Annotated in this window: 22 protein-coding genes; 4 read left to right on the forward strand and 18 right to left on the reverse strand. The window is 41.0% G+C overall.

Annotation, left to right across the window (positions count from 1 at the left end):
• Window positions 1–156: 156 nt before the first annotated feature.
• From SAE01_RS04975 to SAE01_RS04995, 5 genes are all read right to left on the reverse strand, one after another.
• Window positions 157–642 (reverse strand): hypothetical protein, encoded by a 486-nt coding sequence (locus tag SAE01_RS04975; RefSeq protein WP_147202549.1) that lies wholly within the window; start codon window positions 640–642, stop codon window positions 157–159.
• An 18-nt stretch (window positions 643–660) separates the two neighbouring features.
• Window positions 661–1233, reverse strand: coding sequence for a DUF1572 domain-containing protein (locus tag SAE01_RS04980; protein ID WP_147202550.1), 573 nt, complete (start codon window positions 1231–1233; stop codon window positions 661–663).
• A 70-nt stretch (window positions 1234–1303) separates the two neighbouring features.
• Entirely contained in the window at window positions 1304–1732 is a 429-nt protein-coding gene (locus tag SAE01_RS04985; RefSeq protein WP_147202551.1) for a DUF1810 domain-containing protein, read from the reverse strand.
• A 163-nt stretch (window positions 1733–1895) separates the two neighbouring features.
• Window positions 1896–3557 carry an ArnT family glycosyltransferase gene (locus SAE01_RS04990; RefSeq protein ID WP_147202552.1) on the reverse strand — a complete coding sequence of 554 codons (1662 nt, stop codon included), beginning with the start codon at window positions 3555–3557 and terminating at the stop codon, window positions 1896–1898.
• A 2-nt stretch (window positions 3558–3559) separates the two neighbouring features.
• On the reverse strand, window positions 3560–4165 hold the full coding sequence (locus SAE01_RS04995) for a phosphatase PAP2 family protein (protein ID WP_147202553.1): 606 nt from the start codon (window positions 4163–4165) through the stop codon (window positions 3560–3562).
• 122 nt (window positions 4166–4287) lie between these two features.
• On the opposite strand from SAE01_RS04995, the gene SAE01_RS05000 reads away from it, so the two are divergent.
• Window positions 4288–4677, forward strand: coding sequence for a hypothetical protein (locus SAE01_RS05000; protein ID WP_147202554.1), 390 nt, complete (start codon window positions 4288–4290; stop codon window positions 4675–4677).
• Window positions 4678–4760: 83 nt separating this feature from the next.
• Here SAE01_RS05000 and SAE01_RS05005 read toward each other — a convergent pair whose 3' ends face one another.
• Complete coding sequence (locus SAE01_RS05005; protein ID WP_147202555.1) at window positions 4761–5360, reverse strand: TMEM175 family protein; 600 nt, start codon at window positions 5358–5360, stop codon at window positions 4761–4763.
• A 180-nt stretch (window positions 5361–5540) separates the two neighbouring features.
• On the opposite strand from SAE01_RS05005, the gene SAE01_RS05010 reads away from it, so the two are divergent.
• Complete coding sequence (locus tag SAE01_RS05010) at window positions 5541–7124, forward strand: M28 family metallopeptidase (RefSeq protein ID WP_147202556.1); 1584 nt, start codon at window positions 5541–5543, stop codon at window positions 7122–7124.
• Between the two features lie 170 nt (window positions 7125–7294).
• Here SAE01_RS05010 and SAE01_RS05015 read toward each other — a convergent pair whose 3' ends face one another.
• The 6 genes from SAE01_RS05015 to SAE01_RS05040 form a co-directional block, all read right to left on the reverse strand.
• Window positions 7295–7609 carry a hypothetical protein gene (locus tag SAE01_RS05015; protein ID WP_147202557.1) on the reverse strand — a complete coding sequence of 105 codons (315 nt, stop codon included), beginning with the start codon at window positions 7607–7609 and terminating at the stop codon, window positions 7295–7297.
• 114 nt (window positions 7610–7723) lie between these two features.
• Window positions 7724–8479, reverse strand: coding sequence for a DUF72 domain-containing protein (locus SAE01_RS05020; protein WP_147202558.1), 756 nt, complete (start codon window positions 8477–8479; stop codon window positions 7724–7726).
• A 209-nt stretch (window positions 8480–8688) separates the two neighbouring features.
• Entirely contained in the window at window positions 8689–8835 is a 147-nt protein-coding gene (locus tag SAE01_RS05025; protein WP_147202559.1) for a twin-arginine translocation signal domain-containing protein, read from the reverse strand.
• A 30-nt stretch (window positions 8836–8865) separates the two neighbouring features.
• Window positions 8866–9456: a hypothetical protein gene (locus tag SAE01_RS05030; protein WP_147202560.1), complete on the reverse strand. Its 591-nt coding sequence runs from the start codon at window positions 9454–9456 to the stop codon at window positions 8866–8868.
• Window positions 9457–9495: 39 nt separating this feature from the next.
• Entirely contained in the window at window positions 9496–10671 is a 1176-nt protein-coding gene (locus SAE01_RS05035) for a glycoside hydrolase family 1 protein (protein WP_147202561.1), read from the reverse strand.
• 160 nt (window positions 10672–10831) lie between these two features.
• Entirely contained in the window at window positions 10832–12196 is a 1365-nt protein-coding gene (locus SAE01_RS05040) for a flavin monoamine oxidase family protein (RefSeq protein ID WP_147202562.1), read from the reverse strand.
• A 135-nt stretch (window positions 12197–12331) separates the two neighbouring features.
• Between SAE01_RS05040 and SAE01_RS05045 the strand changes: the two genes are divergently transcribed.
• Entirely contained in the window at window positions 12332–14497 is a 2166-nt protein-coding gene (locus SAE01_RS05045) for a S9 family peptidase (RefSeq protein WP_147202563.1), read from the forward strand.
• 119 nt (window positions 14498–14616) lie between these two features.
• Here SAE01_RS05045 and SAE01_RS05050 read toward each other — a convergent pair whose 3' ends face one another.
• The 5 genes from SAE01_RS05050 to SAE01_RS05070 form a co-directional block, all read right to left on the reverse strand.
• The gene (locus SAE01_RS05050) at window positions 14617–15306 is read right to left on the reverse strand and encodes a hypothetical protein (protein ID WP_147202564.1); all 690 of its coding nucleotides are present in this window, start codon (window positions 15304–15306) and stop codon (window positions 14617–14619) included.
• Between the two features lie 146 nt (window positions 15307–15452).
• The gene (locus SAE01_RS05055; protein WP_147202565.1) at window positions 15453–15971 is read right to left on the reverse strand and encodes a hypothetical protein; all 519 of its coding nucleotides are present in this window, start codon (window positions 15969–15971) and stop codon (window positions 15453–15455) included.
• A 53-nt stretch (window positions 15972–16024) separates the two neighbouring features.
• A complete protein-coding gene (locus SAE01_RS05060) occupies window positions 16025–17143 on the reverse strand; it encodes a M42 family metallopeptidase (RefSeq protein ID WP_147202566.1) in 1119 nt (372 codons plus the stop codon).
• 2 nt (window positions 17144–17145) lie between these two features.
• A complete protein-coding gene (locus SAE01_RS05065; protein ID WP_147202567.1) occupies window positions 17146–17898 on the reverse strand; it encodes a UbiA family prenyltransferase in 753 nt (250 codons plus the stop codon).
• A gap of 165 nt (window positions 17899–18063) precedes the next feature.
• Window positions 18064–18510, reverse strand: coding sequence for a hypothetical protein (locus SAE01_RS05070; protein ID WP_147202568.1), 447 nt, complete (start codon window positions 18508–18510; stop codon window positions 18064–18066).
• A gap of 52 nt (window positions 18511–18562) precedes the next feature.
• On the opposite strand from SAE01_RS05070, the gene SAE01_RS05075 reads away from it, so the two are divergent.
• Window positions 18563–19540: a LuxE/PaaK family acyltransferase gene (locus SAE01_RS05075; RefSeq protein WP_147202569.1), complete on the forward strand. Its 978-nt coding sequence runs from the start codon at window positions 18563–18565 to the stop codon at window positions 19538–19540.
• 100 nt (window positions 19541–19640) lie between these two features.
• Here the strand turns inward: SAE01_RS05075 and SAE01_RS05080 are convergent, their stop codons facing one another.
• Window positions 19641–20276 carry a 5'-methylthioadenosine/adenosylhomocysteine nucleosidase gene (locus SAE01_RS05080; protein ID WP_147202570.1) on the reverse strand — a complete coding sequence of 212 codons (636 nt, stop codon included), beginning with the start codon at window positions 20274–20276 and terminating at the stop codon, window positions 19641–19643.
• Window positions 20277–20340 lie beyond the last annotated feature (64 nt).

A 20340-nucleotide genomic window follows, 5' to 3' on the forward strand; every position in this document is an offset into this window, starting at 1 on the left:
ACTAACTCGGGTTTAACCAGCAGCATCGCTGCGACGCATTTCGTTCATCTTTTGTTTCCTACTTTACTTTCATAACCACAACTTGTCTCAGCTTCAATGGTACTTGTCTTTTTCGAAGAGGTTTTTTTAACCGGAAAAACAAAAGTTGCTCGTAATTCACCAAACCTTAATGATGCCGTGGTCGTGCGGGTAGAGGGTAATATTCAGGGTTATTGTGTCGGGAAGTTGGGGGAGCTTAAGATAACCGGTTGAATTATTAGCACTGTCAAACTTCTCTAATTCTTCTTTTCTCATTGCTATAGAAATGCTTCTTTGTGGTACCTCATTGAATCCAAACTGGTAGGGAAACTTACTGTTGGTTAAAGGCTTAATTCCAGTAGAAAGAAACTTGCCGTACTTATAACCTTTCTCTATATAGGGATGAAAGTTGTAGAGCTTTCCGGAAAAACTGTCCACTTTGAAATTTAATTCCTTTACAAAAACACCTAGTTCTTTTGACTCCTCCATGTGAGTCGTCCTACTTCTATATTTTCTTTCACCGTTCTCAATGTAAGAACTAATAATTAAGGCAACATACATTACGGTATAAAAAGAAATGACTACAAATACAATGGTTATCAATATTGCTGTAATCATCTTCATATTTCTTCTCAGTTAATGTTATTCTTTTTTCTTGCTGAGGAACTCATCAGTAAAGTGAGCCATTCTTTTTGGTTCCGTAAACTTTTCATCATTGTACGTTTTTGATGCTCCACGTGGAATGGAGAGCGACGACCATTTATCGTTCAAAAGCATCTTACCAATAAACACAATTTGTCCGACATGATAAGGGTAGTGAGCCAGTTGCCTGTTGATTGCTTCGGTAACTGTGTGGCCCATATTTCTTATATAGATAACGGTATCGAAATTATCCTCGGTAATGGAATTTAGGGCAACGAACAAACAAATCCAGCCATCCTCCCAACGCTGCATCATTTCATTCCTGTCTTTGATATCATTTTCAAATTCAGACTCGCGGTTGCGCCATTCCTTCTCTCCATCGGTTGTAAGAAAGTCGGTCCAGCGGGAAAGCATGTTTCCTGATAGGTGTTTAACTATGGTGGCTATGCTGTTACTTTCTTCGTTGTATTGCCAAAAAAGCTGCTCATCCGATAATTGGCTGAAAGTCTTCTCGCCGAGTAGCTTATAAAACTCAAATTGCTTTCTCGCACTTTCTATAAATTCAGTTATCATGGTTACTATTTTTGGTTTCGTCATAAACAGTCAATTACATGTTGCGACCGCCTCTCACGATTTTGCTATTTTATTTCTTACGCTCCAATATTTGTAACGTCTTATTGTCTTTTTCCCCATTGTAAAACTTGTCTAATACTTGCTGAAAGACGTCATTGGTGTTTAGTGAATTAAACAAGGTCATAGATGATTGTAGCTTCATATCATCGGGACTTCCAAATATGGCGTGTGCGTCATTTGAATTGAGTTTTAATAGCTCGTTACAGATTTCTAAGAGCCTGCTTCCTAGCACTGGGTGCGATAAAAATTCCCTGGCTTCCGCCATGTCTTTTATACCGTACAACTTTGAAGTCTCGCTGAATCCTAGTCCCTCAACTTGCGGGAAAATGTACCACATCCAATGGCTTCGTTTTCTACCATTTTTTATTTCTAATAAGGCTCTTTTATAATCTCCTTCCTGGGCATCTACGAATCTTTTCAGGCTGGCTTCTTTATTCATGATTTTGATTTTCTATTTAAAAAACGTTCATACTAACGCCAAGTCCAACCATCATTCAAAGGCTACAAGCAAAAGAACAATGTGGTTGCAGAAAGAATCCAACGATGAACGAAATGCGTCGCAAGGATGTGTCACAAAGAACCAATGCCTGTACCACTATCGACTACAAATTTCGTTTCTTTCTCACTAATATTAAAGCCATTTTCTCCAGTTCCTGGTCTCTCTTTTTAGGGTTTAGAAAACGGCCCGTCAACATGCTGATGTGGAAGTATCCGAACTCTTTCAGCACATTAAACTGGTAGCCTTTTTCTGCAAGAAGCGGTAACGTATTTGTTGAAGTATAAAAAGCGGCGGCACTATCTTTCCCGATAAAATTATTCACGTCCTTCACGCTATCAACATACTGTACAAATCCTGGCGAATAGAATTCGAAGGAGTATGACCAGGCATTTAAGGTTGCCGCTCTTGCGTTGATCTTATTGTTGGTCAAATATTTTCCGGCCATCATACCTGCCTGGTATTGCAAAAGGCGGGGATAAAAAAAGTTAAACAGGAACAGGAAAAGAACAACTGTAATTGCACTACTTACAGCAATTAGTTTATTAAGATCAGGCCTTGTAAAAAGTAAAACGATTGACAGTAGGACTGCTCCAGAGATAAAGGAAACTACTATTGGATTGCCCATTTTTGAGTACCAGGCAAGCAGGGTTACAGCTATGGTAGCAATTACTAGTAGCGTTGTTTGCAAGACAGTTAATCGCCAAAAAGTAATGTCTTTAATAATAGATACCAGGTAAGCAGCGGTGATAATGGAGAAGTGAGGAAACAGGATAACGATATAATGTGGCAGCTGAAAACGAGACAGGGAAAAAAGAAGAAAAGTAACCAGTCCGCTACCGTAAACGATCCACCTTAAAGCTGCATTCTTATCCTCATTCCGTCTCTTCACGAGGCTATAAACAGCTATGTATAGAACGATTGACCAAGGCAAAAAAGCCCAAAGTGTAGTATGTAGAAAAAAAGAAGGATCGCCGTGACCTTTGATGGGGCCTGTATTAAAAAAACGGCCGAACTGGCTATCCCAAAAAAAGAAATGCAGGCCGGAAACGTTTGTTCTTCCAAACACAATCTTTTCGGGGTGAAGATCAAATTGGTTGTAAAGGCTGTATAATTCGGGGGTGATAAATAACAGGATTAATACGATCATCACCCACCAACGATAGTTAATAAATTCTTTCCATTTTTTAATAATGATCCAATAAACAATGAAACCTGCACCAATTGTGATCAATACGAAAATGCCCTTCGTCATGATTGCACATGCGGCGGTAAAGGCCGCTAAAATGATGTGCAGCCACTTGTGTGTCAGGTCCGCTTTATAAATATAATAGATCGACGCGATGATGAGCGTGGTTAAATAAGGCTCTGCCCGAACATCAAAATTGTTGAGCAAACCATGCAGTGAAAAGACATAAATGATGACTGTGATCTTGGCTGTATACGAGTTATATAACTTCGAGGCTAGTTGATAAGTAAACCAAATGCCACCCAGCCAAAAGATAAATGCAGGTAGTTTATAAGCAAACGCAGTAATGCCAAATATTTTAAAACTAAGGGCGCTAATCCAAAACGGAAAATGGGGCTTGTCAAGCCAATCGTGACCATCTCCAAACAGGTTCATCCAATCACCTGTTAGCGCTATGTGCTTGGAAATGGTAGCGTATAGAGCTCCGTCAGGTTCCAATATGTCAATCAATAAACCATTGGCATTGATTAGAATTCCGGCAAATAAAAAATAAGGGAAATATTTCTCAAAAGCTTTCATAGTCAAACACCGGAATTTTGAACATCAGCTTTAATTGAGTCTATCTGTGCCATCCTTTTACGAAAGACGTATGACGAAAGGAAGCCTGTTGCTGTACCTAGTAGCGCTCCGACAATTACATCGCCCGGAAAATGTACGCCTACATAAACCTGGGCGTAGCAGATGATAAAGGCCCACACCCACAGCCAGAACCACTTTTGATTGACTGTATCTTCTATCACCATAAACCAGAAAGTTGCCAGGCCGAAATGATTAGCAGCATGCGAAGAGGGCATCCCAAATATGCCACCACAGCCAGCAAGATTGTTGATGCTAAATACTAGAGTAGGATCCTGGCAGGGGCGGAGCCTTTGAACAAAAGGCTTGATAAGGCTGGCACTTGTAAAATCGGTAATGGCAAAAGTTACGAGGGACAACGCAATTATGGGCAAAAGGTATTTTCGACAGTTAAAATAAAAGAAGAGGAGGAAGAATAAATATAGAGGTATCCACGTGTATTGATTACGTAATAACAGCATTATGTCATTAAGCGCGCCTAACGATAGTCTTTTATTTATCAGGTAAAACAAAGCCTTGTCTGCTTCCTTCAGGCTTCCTAATATTTGCATATGTATCAATTGTGGGTCAAAGATAAGTAGCTGCAACGTTCCTATATTTTCAATTACCGAAGCAGCACTTTCCCTTGAAAATTGTTCTTTAGTTAGTATATTTATTATGTAAAAATTAGTTTATGAAACTTCTTGCCTTACTCATCATCCTCACGGGATCTTCAGCCGCTGTAAACGCACAGTCTGGTAATTTCTTGAAAAGGAAGCCTTGGGAAGAAGCCAAACTAAGGATGCTTTTACGTGATACGCTAAGTAAGATAAATCCTGTTCCTAACTATAAATCGGTTATGCCTCAACAAATTAAAAACGGTGTTTACCAAATTCCTATAACCGGTGTGTATATTGGTGAAAATGGAAAAGGGGATGAGATTTATGCAATGCAACCTGATAACATGCCATGCCTTGTTCCGGGTAAAAGTTTTGCTTCTGACATGCCTGTATTAGGAATGGAAAAGCTGGACAAGAGCAATCTTCCTTTGCTTAAAAAGGGTGATAAAAAACCGGGCGAATAAGGCTGTTGATAAATTTGTTGATTCGGTAAAACACTAGTAAAAAGTTTAAAAGGGCGCCTGTCATCGGTGCCTTTTTCATGCGGTTAATTTCGGGGTTCATGAAAAACCTCGTGTTCTAACTTTTTCTCAATTCTTTTATCAGGAATAAACCAGATGATGGCGACTACAGAGTATAGGGCGAAACCGATAAGGGGATGTACAAACGTGAGAAGTATAGCGCTTAAGTAAATAGCTACAGAAATCTTTCCCTTTTTACCATCTCCAACAGCTTCACCTAGAGGAGAGTCTTTGCCATGTATGCGAATTAAGGTACTTGAAAGTATTGAATAAGATATTGCATTCATGAGTAAGACAAATCCATATAGGGTTACCGGCCACTGGGCAAAGTGATTTTCACCCATCCAACTTGTTACGAAAGGTATCAGCGACAGCCAGAACAGTAAGTGTAGGTTCATCCAAAGAATTTTCCCGTTCACCGACTTTACAGCAGACATCATGTGATGGTGATTGTTCCAATAAATACCTACATAAACAAAGCTGAGAACATAACTGATAAATATCGGGACCATTGGTTTGAGGGCGGCGAGGTCAGCACTATGAGGTACTTTCATCTCCAGCACCATAATGGTGATAATGATTGCAATTACTCCGTCGCTAAATGCTTCAAGACGTCCTTTGTGCATACAGTTGTAATGGTTTTAAAAAACAATATAGTATTAATCTTTTTAGCATCAATTCAATGGCACGTTTTACAATCACAACTATATAAACTCAATGCTTACCTATAACTATAATAAGTAGCACCTAAATTTCATAAATTGTACCGGTACACATGTACATCTCTGAAACAATAATAAAAACTTATGAAAAGATTTACCCCGCTTTGCTTTGTATTAGCACTGTCAGCGCCCCTTTTCCTGTCAGCACAGGATGAAAAAATTGATTTAAATGCCATACAGAAAATAAGACAAGAGGAGGCGCAAAGGTCAAAAGTAATGGACATTGCCTTTCACCTTACCGACGTTAATGGACCACGCCTTACAGTGTCTCCCGGTTTTACAAAGGCTGCTAATTATGCTATCCAGCAATTGAAAAGCTGGGGATTAACGGATGCCACTCTTGATCCGTGGGGAGAGTTTGGAAAGGGTTGGGAACTGCAACGATCTTATGTTGCTATGAGCGCTCCTTATTATAAGTCTGTGATTGCTTTACCTAAAGCATGGTGTAGTGGCACAAATGGTTTGCAAAATGCAGAAGTAATTGTTGTGTCTGCCAAAGACTCTGCTTCATTGGATGTGTATAGAGGCAAGCTCGCCGGAAAGATTATTATAATGGATAGAAGCGAGGATTATAAACAGAGCTTTTCTGCAGACGCTACACGGTATGATGCCGATGCATTACAAAAAATGGCAGAAGCAAAACCAGGCAGACCAGGTCCTCCCGACTCTGCAGCAATGAGGGCGCGAAGGGAGCAATTTGCACAATTGCGAATACAGGCAACATTGCCTAATATCATTAAAACTATCGCCAAAGCGGAAGGAGCCGTAGCGATCCTTAGTACGAATAGTCGCAGTCACGACGGAACCGTTTTCGTGCAGGGCGGCGGCGGCTTTAAAGCATCAGATCCTGAAAATTTCCTTGACCTTGCTATGGCTTATGAAGATTATATGAGCATGCTTCGTCTTGCAAAATCAGGCACACCTGTAAAAATGGAAGTTGATGTAAAAACAAAGTTTACAACAAATGATACCAAAGGTTACAACGTTATTGCAGAGATAAAAGGATCTGATAAAAATCTGAAAGACGAGGTAGTAATGTTGGGCGGCCACCTCGACAGCTGGCATGGCGGAACCGGTGCAACAGACAATGCATCAGGTTGCGCTATTATGATGGAAGCGGTAAGACTGATACAGGCTACAGGAGTTAAACCTAAGCGTACCATTCGTATTGCGCTATGGAGCGGTGAAGAAGAAGGGTTGTTTGGCTCCAGAGGTTATGTAAAAAAGACTTTTGGCGATCCGGCAACTATGCAGCTCCTTCCTGCACACACAAAGTTTTCAAGCTACTTTAATGTTGATAATGGTACAGGTAAAATCAGGGGCGTGTATTTACAGGGCAACGAGAATGTAAAAAACATTTTTGCATCATGGCTTCAACCTTTTAAAGACTCTGGAGCCAGCACCATCACTGTAAACAATACGGGCGGTACGGATCACCTGTCTTTTGATGCGGTTGGTTTACCCGGTTTTCAATTTATTCAAGACCCTATTGAATACAACACCCGTACTCACCATAGCAATATGGATACTTACGATCACCTTATTGAGAATGATCTAAAAAATTCCGCTGCAATTGTAGCTGCGTTCGTGTACAATGCTGCCATGCGTGATGAGAAACTTCCCAGGAAAGAATTGCCAAAAGTTGGCGGCAATCAAAGGGGCTTTTAAATAGTAAACAAGAAGCCGACGTTTTAGTCGGCTTCTTGTTTTACCTCATTATTTTTTGTTGTCCAGGCGATATATTTCTTCCAAACATTGTTGCGTCGCACACTTGTACCGTATTTCTTTCATGGGCGGTTTGTGAAGTATGCCTTAGCTGACTTTTTAACTCCAGTCTTCTATTCTTTGTCCTTTGCTTTCTCTGCTTCTTTTGCACCCTTTTTTATCGGATCAAAAGTAGTGTCGTCGTCGTCATCTGTGCTTGCTGATCCACCCTTTTCTCCAGGCTGAGTCAGACTACCTTTTTCCCTGTCATCTTCACTGCCACTACCCATACCACCTTCCGAAGCACTGGAGCCGCCAGTGTTTGTAATTACTAGTTTTCCTGTGCCCGTTACCTGGGCCTCGGTTGGTAGCAGATCATTTTCCGCAATAGCTACATCCTCTGTTTCTGGTGATAATACTGGTAAAGTAATTCCTTCTATAGTTAACATAAAGCCTCCTACTATTAATGATAAATGAATGATTTTTAGTGTTGGTTAAATTATCATGCCATTTGAAGTATAAGACCTTGGTGTCTTTATAATAGTAAACGGCTGCGTGAGCCGTCATTTTTCTACCATCGCTTTTAAACTCATAGCATCATCAAATGCGGTCCCCATAGTATTATTAAGGTATGCGTACACATCTTTGCCCTGTTCAAGACATGCCCGCATTTTCTCTGCTTGTTCCTGCAAGAATTCAACACTATAACTCCCTCTGTAATTACCCGTTGGACCGTGAAAGCGGAAGTAAATAAATTTATCTGACACGAGGGGTTGCAAAACTTTTGACTTGGGCATGTCATGCAAAACGAGTGATGCATCAATGCTTTTTAGCAATTCATAGCCTTCACCGACATACCATGTTTCGCTTCTGAGTTCAACAGCTTTTCTCCATACATTATCACTATCAACTTCCTGGACCTTTAATAAAATTTGCTCCACTTCATTGTAAAACTCCAAAGTAATACTGCCGGGAAATTGGATAAGTAAACACCCTTTTTTATCTCCAATACGCTCCGCTGCTTTTAAAAACAGGGGTATGTTTTCGAGGTCTACTTTTAGTTTTTTTATATGGGTAATTTCCTTCCAGAGCTTGATGGTTAGTTGGAAGTTTTGGGACACTTCTGCAGCCCATCTTTCAAAAGTAGACGTCATGGGAAGTTTATGAAAGGTGCTGTTGATCTCCAGCGTATTGAACAATGAACTGTAGTAGCTCAGGCGACTGCTTTGTTGAAACTCAGGAGGAAAAGATTCTTTTGTTCCAGGCACCACTATTCCACTTGTTCCTATTCTAAAAGTACCTCTCTCCGGACTGTTCATAGTATTGACATTTCTGACCTAGATTTTGCAATAACGAGAAATGAGCAGAATGAAATACATGGATGGGTCCACTCCCTTACCTCAAGCGCCAACACACTGTCTTTTAAGCTTTAATCTTACCAAACGTAACTTTCAAGTTGGCTTTCCAACCTTTATTGAAGCGTTCCAAAGGCTTTTCCTATTAGGACACCCGACTCCAGTACAATAATTCATGCTTTTTGCAGCCAGGGGACAACTGCTTCTTCCGCCTTTGCCTCTAATAAAAATGTAGGTGCCAGGGCAGCACCTACAGAGCCAATGGTAGTATTTTTCAAAAACGAGCGGCGTTTGTTGATCTCTTCATTTGCAATAATCATTACGGGAAATCTGCTAGACCGTTTGAGATTTTAAGGCGTGCCTTCGGTAACATCATCATTACTGTCGCTACCAAGGCTGTAACTCGCGTTTTCTTCGTCACCTTGTCCTAAAGCATCGTTGTCGAGGTCTTCCTCGTTTGTTGCAGTGTCTAAATCTCCACCTCCAACGTCTGTTGCAAGACTTCCTTCATTCAATACGTCTCCCTCGTCATCTGTGTTATCTAATTCCGCCTGCCGCAACAATGGATCGTCTTCGTCGGGCATATCTTCATCAGCCCTTTTCAACATTGTTTGTTCTGTTTCCGAAACGTCCGCTTCGGTTCCCATCACCAGGTCTGTATCTTCATCACCCTCATCATCGCCGAAAAGACCAAGTCCTTCTTCATCGTCTGATGAAATAGTGGTGTCCTGCATTTCGCCAATATTTGGAACTACAATATTTTCCTGGCCTGGAATATCACTAACATCGGGAAGATCAATAATGACAGTTTCAGACTTCATCTTTTCTTCATCCTGTGGCGAATCATGAATGTCATCTGCCAACATACTCTTCATGGACTTATTTGCACTCCTGTTATTGGTAGCATCATTTTGCGCTGCTTCATTGTCGTTGGTACTCATAATCTAATTTAGCACAACGAGTAAAAAACTTATGCCACTCTAAGCAACCTTTATGTTCACTTCTGCCTGCACTTCCTCAATTAAATCCTGGCACTGCAGGAGGGCCTCGGCATAAGGTTCATATAAAACTCTTGCCGGCGGTTTGTTTTCTCTTAACTCAGCATCCCACAAACCCGCATTGTGCCAGGGCGTTAGATGATCCCAATCTGGCCTGTCAATAATAGGATAAAGACAGATACCATAAAAAGGAACTCCCTCCTCTATCACTGCGGCCGTTTCTTCGGCGATCATATTTATCCAATCGGGGCGGTCTTCTTTTGGATGACTGGTTTCTGTCAGCGCTATTGGCTTCTGGTAGCGTTCATATATTTCCATGAACAAATTTCTAAGCGGAACAAAACGCGGATCACCATTTTCATTCTTCCATTGCAGCGGCTGCCAGATATCAATTTCCCATTGGTTCTGGTAGTAATAGTTCACGCCAACAATATCGAGGAAGTGTGGTTGTCCGCCCAGTTCGGGGCTCACGTAGCCGCACAACATGTCAACCGCCTGGTATTGGTAATTATGCCACACACGAGCCTCTTCGATACGTTCAGGTCGCGCATTTAGTTCGGGAACCGCATTGATCAGCGGTTCTGTGGTGAGTATTTTTATTGAGGGATCTGCTTCTTTCAAAGCAGCTGTACCTTCTACATAAGCTCGCATCAGAGCATACTTAACCTGCCAGCCGTAATTGACACAGTAGGGAGAAGTTCCACACCTGTCTCCGCCCAACCACGACAGAAAACTTACTTCATTTATAGGTGTAACGATCAGGGTGCCGTGAGGATCAAAGTCACGGTACATTTTTACAAACGCCTTGCAAAGAGCAGCAAATCGTCTTGCGAACATTGGATGCAGGGGAGTAAGGTCATCGGGAAAGCCGAAATGACAAATATCCCAAACCTGTTGTATTCCGTTTGCTTTTCCGCGCTCGAGCATAAATTTTACAGTGCTCCAGTCATACTGGTAAGGGCGTTTTTCTACCTGGCTCCACCGAATACCTTCACGAACGGTTCGAATATTAAAGGGTGCTAGCGACTGGTAGTCATCATCGATCATCTGAAGATGACCTGTTTCGTTTAAAAAATCAACCCGGTCACCGAAAGCATTTAGCTTGTCTGTGCATTCGTAACCAGCCATCCAAAAAGAACTGAAAGGGTTAGTAGACATACAGTATTTAAGGCAGCGCCATAATTTTTATTAATATCAAAATTTGGTAAACAGCAACACCGGCAAAAGTAATTACTTATCAAATTTAGTATGTTATAACTTTTGTAAGTGTTGCTTGTAAGAGTCAAAAGGTACCAGGGACGTAAAATCAGAAGCGTTATTAGCTCGTTGCTTTTCTTGACAATAATTGCGCGGCCACATCTTTTCCACTTTTAAGCGCAGCTTCTACTGTACCCATTTCCGGTCCGTCATACAAAGCTTCTCCGGCAAAAAATAGCGTGTCTTCAACCGGCTCTAACAAAATTTTTCTGGCTGTTGCAGTGTGTAAAGTAGAGTAGGAGTAGGAACCTTTTGTGAATGGGTCAATAGTCCAATTGAAAACTTTCGACCATTCTAAATTGTTCTTTAACTCGTGGATATCGACTTGAAAAATTTCTTGCAAGGAATAAAGACTTTTTGATAAAATTTCTTCATCGGTTTCATCTTTCATTTGATCTGCTTTCGGTCCAGACAGCCATCCTGTTAATAGTGGCGTATCGTTCGGATGCTGCGTCCACCATGTAGGAATTGATTGGTCAGAAAAAGCCATATGCAAATTTGAAAGATCGGTATCAGCCTGTTTTTTTAGAAGGGCTTCTTTAAAAAATCCTTTCTCAAACTTGAGCAAAATCTTGATCACCGATCCAAAGCCCATTTGCAAAGCAGCCTCTGTTTTTGCTGAAAGTTTTGGTATGTAATTAATAGCACCTTTTGCGTCTTTGTCAGCTGTCCAAACGCCTAGCGGCACCGTGACGAGTGCATTACCCGCAGTATAAGTTTCTCCCAATTCGTCAACAATTTCTACCTCACCTTTTTGCCACCTGATTTCTTTAACTATGGTAGACAGCTTAAGAATTGTTCCTGCTTTACGGCTTGCCTCTGCCAACCATTTTATCAAATTTCCATATCCTCCTATCGACCTGTATTGCTGCTCATCTTCGCTTGTCAGTTCCTCTAAAAAAGACCTTGCGCTGGTTTTTGAAATCTCTCCAGAATAATATCCTTCTACGTACGAGGTAAGAGAATATCTTAAATCCTGGTATTTTTCGCTTTTAAAAAATTTGCCCAAAAATGTTTCAATGCTGATATCTTCTTCAATCTCTTTTAACCTTTTAATCACTGTTTCTGCATGTTGAAAAAATTCTGTTTCCCGGCTCCACCTACCCTTTGTTACTTGCCACATTTCCCCTGTTAATTCCTGCTTTTCTATTCCCGCTTCTTTTAATAAATCCAGCGTCACTTCCAGGTTTCCGTGAATAAATTCAGCACCTCCTTCTTTACCGTTATACTCGTAAATACGCCCACCTAAACGTTCTCTTGCTTCTAACACACATACTTGTAAACCTGCACTTGACAGCTGTTTCGCAGCCATCAATCCTGCAGCCCCTGCTCCAACAATAATTACGTCCATGGCGCAATAATCTTCAAAAGAATTGGAAAGAACAAGGATTAAACTTTCAAACAGGTTTTTCTTACGCAGTTCCACCTTCCATAGGTTTAAACAAATAATGGCAAGATTTCGCAAAAACCATTTTATAGTTTTAGCAGCTCGTTATATTATTAATACTATAATTGTTGTTTAAAAGTGCCAGCTTTATCAGTTTAAAAAAAGTCATCAAGAATGAAAATTGTCTCTCTTACTATCATTGCTTTTTATGTATCTGTTTCAGTTTTTTGTCAATCGCGACAAGACATTCAATGGTCAAAAAATGGCAACAGCTTTTATAACATTGAAGCCAGTTCAATTGCAGAAATTCAGCTTCCTTCTTTCACTAAAAAAACCATTGTTGAAGCAGCGAGCCTTGTCCCAAAAGGTCAAAGCAAAGGGTTGAATGTCCGGAGCTTTTCTTTTAGCGACGATGGCAAAAAAGTCTTGATTTTTACGAATACGAAAAAAGTCTGGCGTAGAGATACGAGGGGAGATTATTGGGTTCTGGATATGAACAATAAGGGGCTTGTGCAATTAGGTAAAGGCCGTCCCACATCTTCATTGATGTTTGCGAAAATATCTCCAGACGGTACTAAGGCAGCCTATGTAAGTGAACACAATATTTATGTAGAAGATCTCGGGACGAATAAAATAACGCAATTAACCAAAGACGGAACGCTAAGGTTAATCAACGGAACTTTTGATTGGGCATACGAAGAGGAATTTGATTGCAGGGACGGATTTCGCTGGAGCCCCGATAGTAAGAACATTGCTTACTGGCAAATTGATGCAACTAAAATCAAGAACTTTTTGCTGATTGATAATACCGATTCTTTATACTCTTTTACAAAACCTGTTGAGTATCCAAAAGTTGGTCAAAATCCTTCGCCGGCAAGAATCGGTGTTGTAAACGTGGCTACTGCAAAAACTACCTGGATGACTCTGCCCGGCGATCCTGTACAACATTATATTCCCCGAATGGAGTGGGCAGCGAATAACTCGCAAGTCATTCTGGAGCAATTAAACAGGAAGCAAAACGAGGCGAAAATTTTTCTCTGTAATATAGCAACCGGTGCTTCAAACGCTATCTATACCGAGCAGGATAAGGCCTGGATAGATGTCAAAAGCAGGTGGAGCGAAGACCCAACCGGCTGGGAATGGATCAATGGGGGAAAAGAGTTTTTATGGATTTCTGAAAAAGACGGCTGGAGGCACATCTATAGAATGGGACGCGATGGTAAGGAGACAAAAATCACCAAGGGCAATTATGACATGATTAGCCTAGAGGCAATTGACGAGAAGAATGGCACTGTTTACATCATGGCTTCACCCAATAACGCTACACAGCAATATTTGTATAAAGTCTCTTTAAGTGGCGAGGGTGATGCCGAACTATTATCCCCCGGTTCTGAAAAAGGAACTCATGCTTATAACATCTCACCAGCTGCTACATATGCTAGTCATTATTTTTCTAACCTTTCAGGAGAATGGGTGGCAGATTGGGTAAGCCTTCCCAATCATTCTAGTTTTGTTACCAACGGAAAATCCGAGGCACGAAGCGCTGGATCAAGTGTCCCTGAAATGTTCCAGGTAACTACCGAGGACAATGTTACCATGGACGGATGGATGATAAAACCGAAGAATTTCGATAGTACGAAAAAATATCCCGTTCTGTTCCAGGTATATTCTGAGCCGGCTTCGATGACGGTAAGAGATGCGAGAGGAAGTGCGGGAACCTTTTTGTATTCAGGCGACATGGCTGCTGATGGTTACATACAAATTGGTCTTGATGGTCGTGGTACGCCTGCTCCTAAAGGCGCGGCTTGGCGCAAAGCAATTTATCGAAAAATAGGTATGGTGAATATTCGTGACCAGGCGATGGCGGCCAGGAAAATAAGCAACTGGAACTTTGTCGATACCAGCCGCATCGCAGTTTGGGGATGGAGCGGTGGTGGCTCCACTACTTTAAACCTTTTGTTTCAATATCCTGAAATATACAAAACTGGAATCTCGATTGCGCCTGTCGCAAACCAGTTATTGTACGACAATATTTACCAGGAACGCTATATGGGTCTGCCGCAGGAAAACATGGAGGACTACGTCAACGGGTCGCCTGTTTCGCATGCAAAAAATCTTCGTGGAAACCTGCTTGTCATTCACGGTACAGGTGACGATAATGTGCATTACCAGGGAACCGAGATTTTGATAAACGAACTGGTAAAACAGGGAAAGAATTTTCAGATGATGAGTTATCCAAACCGTACCCATAGTATTTCGGAAGGCGAGGGCACAAGGCGACATTTATCAAACTTATTTACTACTTATCTAAAAGAACATTGCCCTGGGGGTGCGAGGTAAGCAGAAGGGCTTTTTCTAACCAACATTAGTTTTCATAGCATCATCGTTGCGACGCTCCATTCGTCTGCAGGAATTCTATTTTGCTTTTTGTATGTTTTGCTACGAATTATCATTCAACATCAACTAACTGCTAAGCTCTTTGTTGGCTGTGGTAGATGGTATTTTGAGAAAAGGAGCGTGAGTAAAAAAGGAGTGACCTCCCAATAAGGTATTCTCATAAAAAAGACATCGGTCAAAAGAAAAATGATAGATGCGATAATTAGAAAACAGTCATACTTTTTTGTAAAAAAACCAATAGCAAAAGACAGTTCGAGAATGGTGGCTGCCAAGTATAACGAGTAGCTAATGTAAGTGTGGCTAATTAGCCAATAAATGAATGATGCATACCACGAATGGGGTGAGGATGCCAGATACTCTTTATGCTGAAACAACAAAATGCCACTCATTTGTTCGATACTAAAAATGCCTCCCTGAACAAACTTCCAGGCAGCAGCAGAAGCAAAAAAGAACAGGAAGAAATAGCGGAGGGCATGCAGAATAAAATAAAAGCTTCTTAGCTCTGTGCACATTAGTAAAAATGGGAAAAGCAACCATGCTATGAAGCCTTCAATGCTGCTCGTGGGATACAAGGTGTAGCATTGGATGTAAATGAAATTTACTATCATCATCACAACTGCTACAGCACTAGCAACTCTTACATTTTTTTTGAAAGCCAGCAAGTACAAGAGTGGCATCGAATAGAATAGAACATCAAAAACAATCCAGCCGGAGGGATTGTCTAGCAGTGATTGATGTAAGCCCGTTTCCATGATTATCCATGTAAACAAGTCGAACCTATTATTAAATAAAAACGGTTTGACCTGGAAGAGAAGGAGGCCATTCCAAATTTTGTAAAACATCAATAGGTAAAATAGTATGCAGTAGGCATAGATGATTTGCTTCCTATGTTGTTCGGTTAACGGCATAGCTGGGACAGCGGAATGAAGGAAGGCGTAGCCTCCAGCTTATTTGAACGAAGTTCATAATTACGATAAGTTACAGCGAGAGATTCTGTCTTCTGATTCGTCACGGCCTCGAGGTAATTCTTATACCAGTTTTCAAATTGTTCGTAGTTGCAAGATTGAATAAAGTGCGCTTCGGTTGAGTTGATCTGCATCTTATTTAGCAACCGTTGTATTTGTGATTTATATAGTGCATTGCTGCTTTTTATGCCTGCGTAAAACTGTAACGGCACCATAATCTTATCCCACTCAGTGGCCGAAAAATTTCTCCCCTCGAGTCTTTTCCCATTTAGCTCAACTTCAAAAACGTTGTAGTTCTTCTGTATAGCAATTTTCTCGCTGTACATCCCGTAGTTATAAAAAGGCGTGCTGACAATGCCCCATATAAGAATTACAAACAGTTGCCCGCATATAAAAATGATGACCAGTGCAGACAGTAATCGGTTATGTGTTTGCAATTCCCTCAAGAACATAAAAAATGCGGAGATGTTACTCCCCGCATAGTTACAAAAATTATGTTCAGTGCCTATAAATAATTCAGGTTGGTTTCAGGGGTTAGCGTCAACAGCGTTTGATACATAAGTTTAATAGTGTTTTCTATATCGCTTCTATGCAGCATCTCGACGGTTGTGTGCATATACCGCAAAGGAATTGATATTAGCACCGATGGACAGCCGTCGTTTGCATAAGCAAAGCTATCTGTATCAGTTCCGGTGCTGCGGCTAATGGCTCTTAACTGCACCGGTATTTCAGATTTTTGTGCAACTTCCTGCACGAGGGTCAAAAGTTTATTGTGCACTGCTGGTCCATAAGCAAGTGAAGGTCCCTTCCCACAAGCGCAATCGCCTTCTATCATCTTATTGATCATTGGCGTCGTTGTATCGTGGGTAACGTCTGTTATGATGGCTACGTTTGGTTTTATACGACGTGCAATCATCTCAGCACCGCGAAGACCTATTTCTTCCTGCACAGCATTTACGACGTAAAGCGAATAGGGAAGTTGGACGTTGTTTTCTTTCAGTAAACGCGCTACTTCGGCAATCATAAAACCACCCACCCTATTATCCATTGCACGGCAGATGTAGTGATCGTAAGAAAGCTCTTCAAAACCTTCATCGTACGTTACAACGGCGCCGATATGAATTCCAAGATCTTCGACTTCTTTTTTATTTCTTGCACCGCAGTCAAGCCAAAGGCTTTCAACTTTTGGTTGAGGTTCTTTTTGTTCAGGATTAGAAAGACGGGTGTGAATAGCGGGCCACCCAAATACAGCCTTTATAGGTCCGTTTTTGCCGTGGATGATTACCCGCTTGCTTGGAGCGATCTGGTGGTCGACACCACCATTTCTTTTTAAATAAATAAGGCCAGCATCGGTGATATAGTTTACAAACCAACTTATTTCGTCGGCGTGCGCCTCGATCACGACTTTAAAAGGCTGATTAGGATTTATGATACCAACTGCGGTTCCATAAGGGTCAACTAATTGTTCGTCAATGTAGGGTTGCAAATAATCCAGCCAAATTCTTTGACCACCCGATTCAAATCCTACAGGCGAAGGATTATTCAAATAGTTACGCAGGAAGGAATGAGATGCTTCAGTCAATATTGTTTCCTGGCTCTTCTTTTCTTTTTTTGATTTCGACATTATTACTTTTTTATTAATAGGATGCTTGTTATTCCGCAGAAAGCTTTCAAAAATACCAGGCCGTCAACCGCCGCAAGATAATATAAAACTTTTCGCCCCTGCCGATACCGAAGGATAATTAAAACGAGTAAGATATAGGGGATAAGCTGAATAGAGGTTTGCAAAAAGGAGAAGTTCTGCTGCCTTTGAAAAAGAAAAAATACGACAAGGTTTATGAGTACTAGGGGTAAGACAATAAAGCGAATGGTCTTTTTAACGCCAAAGATTACAGGATAAGTTTTTAGGTGATAATAAGAATCTGTCCGATAATCCTTGATATCAAAAATGATAGCATTGATAGAAAAAAAGAGGAAATTCTGCAGGCACAACAATGCGAGCGGAACTAATGGCGCATGCAAACTTTCATTTCTCTGCACCTGCCAGATAATTAAAGGATAAATGGTTACCCATCCGGCCCAGGTTAACCCTACAACAAAAGGTTTCATCCATCCAACCTGCCTGATCTTGGTAAGTCTTAAGGCCTTTGGGGTAAACGTGTACCATGCAGCAGCTATGGGAAAAGCCGAGATTAATAAAAACTGGCTCGGCGATAATGAAAGTAGCCTATGAACATTTACGCTTAAAAGGAAAATAAGGGAAGAAACAGTTAAAACAATAGCAACTATAAGCGCAGTTTTTATGGTAGAAAGATGATTGAGGTACCAACGGCTGCGCTCGTTGAAGGTTTTAGATCTTACACTTCGTGCATAGATCATCGTATAATAAATGATCGTACACAAAAAGATCAGAAAATAAAACGGGAAAATATTTAAAGAGAGATGATTGAGCAAATTGGTTTCAATACAAAGAGCTACGGCACAAACGCCCAAGTATATATTACCATAAAAAAAAGCGTTTATAAATTTGCTAATCAATAGCCTTTATTTAGAGATCACAACTTGTTCGCTTACAACTGTATCGCTTTTATTCTTTGCTTTATCCTGTATCCAAAATTTGAATGTTGCTGTGTCATTCCTGTTCACACAGCTCGAGTGAGTTATGGGAGGACAGTCAAGGTTCAGACCGTAAGAATAACATACTTGAATGTCGCCCTGCAAATTTTTCGTTCCTGTGAAGTCGGGCATTCTATATTTAGAAATAAAGCCTCCTGATGGACATCCTTTCACAATTTCCTGTACCCACAAACTATCCTGCAGATCTCCTTCGGCATCAGTTACGCCAAGAGTGAATGTCAAAGTTTCATTGCTGTTTAAAAACTTAGTGTTGACTTTTTTATATGTTAATTGTGGTTTGGTCGCATATTTATCTTTCCCGCATCCCGCCAAAATGCCCAACGCAAAAATTGTAACCAATATCTTTGTACTCATGATTTTCTTTTACATTCCAAATTTAGCTAAAACGATTGATGCATAAGCAGTAGTGAAAGAGATTGTTAACAATATTTTGTCAGTGTCTCCCGACACTTTTAAAGCACGTGCACTCGCCCAATTTCGATTTCAATATCAGCAAAATCTCGTCTACAAAAAATGGGTAGACGCCTTACAAGTTGAAGTTGAAAACGTGACCGAACTTTCCCAAATCCCTTTTTTACCGGTTTCTTTTTTCAAAACAGATAAAGTAATTACCGGAAACTTTGCCCCCCAAATTATATTCGAAAGCAGTGGTACGACCGGGACCGTCAACAGCAGGCATTTTGTGAAAGATCTTAATATATATACGGAAAGTTTTACAGAAGGTTTCCGCACGTTTTATGGAGACCCAAAGGACTGGTGTATTATTGGCTTGCTTCCCTCTTACCTTGAAAGAGATGGGTCATCTTTAATAATGATGGTGAAGGAGCTGATAGAACTTTCCGGGCTTACAGAAAGTGGTTTTTATTTGAATGAATTCTATAAGTTGTCGAAGGTTTTGCAAGATCTTGAAACCCGTCAGCAAAAGACGTTGCTCATTGGTGTCACCTTCGCCCTGCTTGATTTAGCAGAACAGTTTCCGATGGAACTCAAGCACACCACGATCATGGAAACTGGTGGTATGAAAGGGCGGCGAAGGGAAATGGTAAGAGAAGAAGTTCATGGCCTTTTACAGCAACAATTAAAGGTTCCTGCCGTCCACTCTGAGTATGGGATGACGGAGCTTTTATCGCAAGGGTATTCTTTGGGCGGCGGTATTTTTAATACCGTTTCATGGATGAAGGTCCTGGTAAGAGACGAAGATGACCCGCTACTGATAACGGATAAGGGACGTGGATTGATTAATGTGATTGACCTCGCTAATATTTACAGCTGCAGTTTTATTGCGACTGATGATGTAGGGCGACTATCCGAAGACGGTAGTTTTGAGGTATTGGGCCGAAGAGACAACAGCGACATCAGGGGATGTAGCTTGATGGTTATGTAAAGTATTTTGTTGCCTTTGTTCCAGGCGGTGTATTTCCGGATCGTCATTGTTGCGTCGCAGTACGTTCATCTATTGGTTTTTCAATTTGGAAAAAGCACCCTTATTTCCTCAATAGCTTCAACATCTCCAATATTAGCATTGCCGAATTTTCAGCCGCTGTCTTCCCATACTTTTTGAAATCCAGCACCGCAGTGTCGTCAGCGGAATCAGAAAGCGACCTGATAATGATAAACGGCACTTTCTCCTGGTAACAAATCTGGGCAACTGCTGCGCCTTCCATTTCAACAGCATCAGAATTGTACTCTTTTTGTAGCTGTTGGTTCAATTTTGTGTCAGCTAAAAAAACATCTCCTGTAATGATTGTTCCTGTGATGATCTGCGGTTTGTATTCTCCTATCGATTGTAGTTGTATGTCTTTGGCAGCCACCTTGCTTATTGCAACCAGTCCTGAATCTGCCGGAAAGAAAATGGGATTGTCGGTAAAGACGTAAGGGTTTTTCGTAGGCACTCGCAGCATGCCTTCCGGCATTCTCCCGCCATAGTCATGATGGGCAACCAGCTGTCCAACAACAATATCTCCCGGGTGTAGTGTTGGGTTCATTGCACCGGCTATTCCTGTAAATAGGAGTTGTTTGGGCCTAAAATGTTCAAGTAATAAGGTGGTTGTCAATGCAGCGTTCACTTTGCCGATACCCGACAAGAGTGCGACGCAACGATGAAAAATAGAACTACCTATGCCGGGACAAAGAAAACATTCTTATAGACCGTTATATGGGCTTAAATTTAAAATTGTATGAATT

The sequence above is a fragment of the Segetibacter aerophilus genome, from assembly GCF_007991655.1.
Lineage (GTDB): Bacteria > Bacteroidota > Bacteroidia > Chitinophagales > Chitinophagaceae > Segetibacter > Segetibacter aerophilus.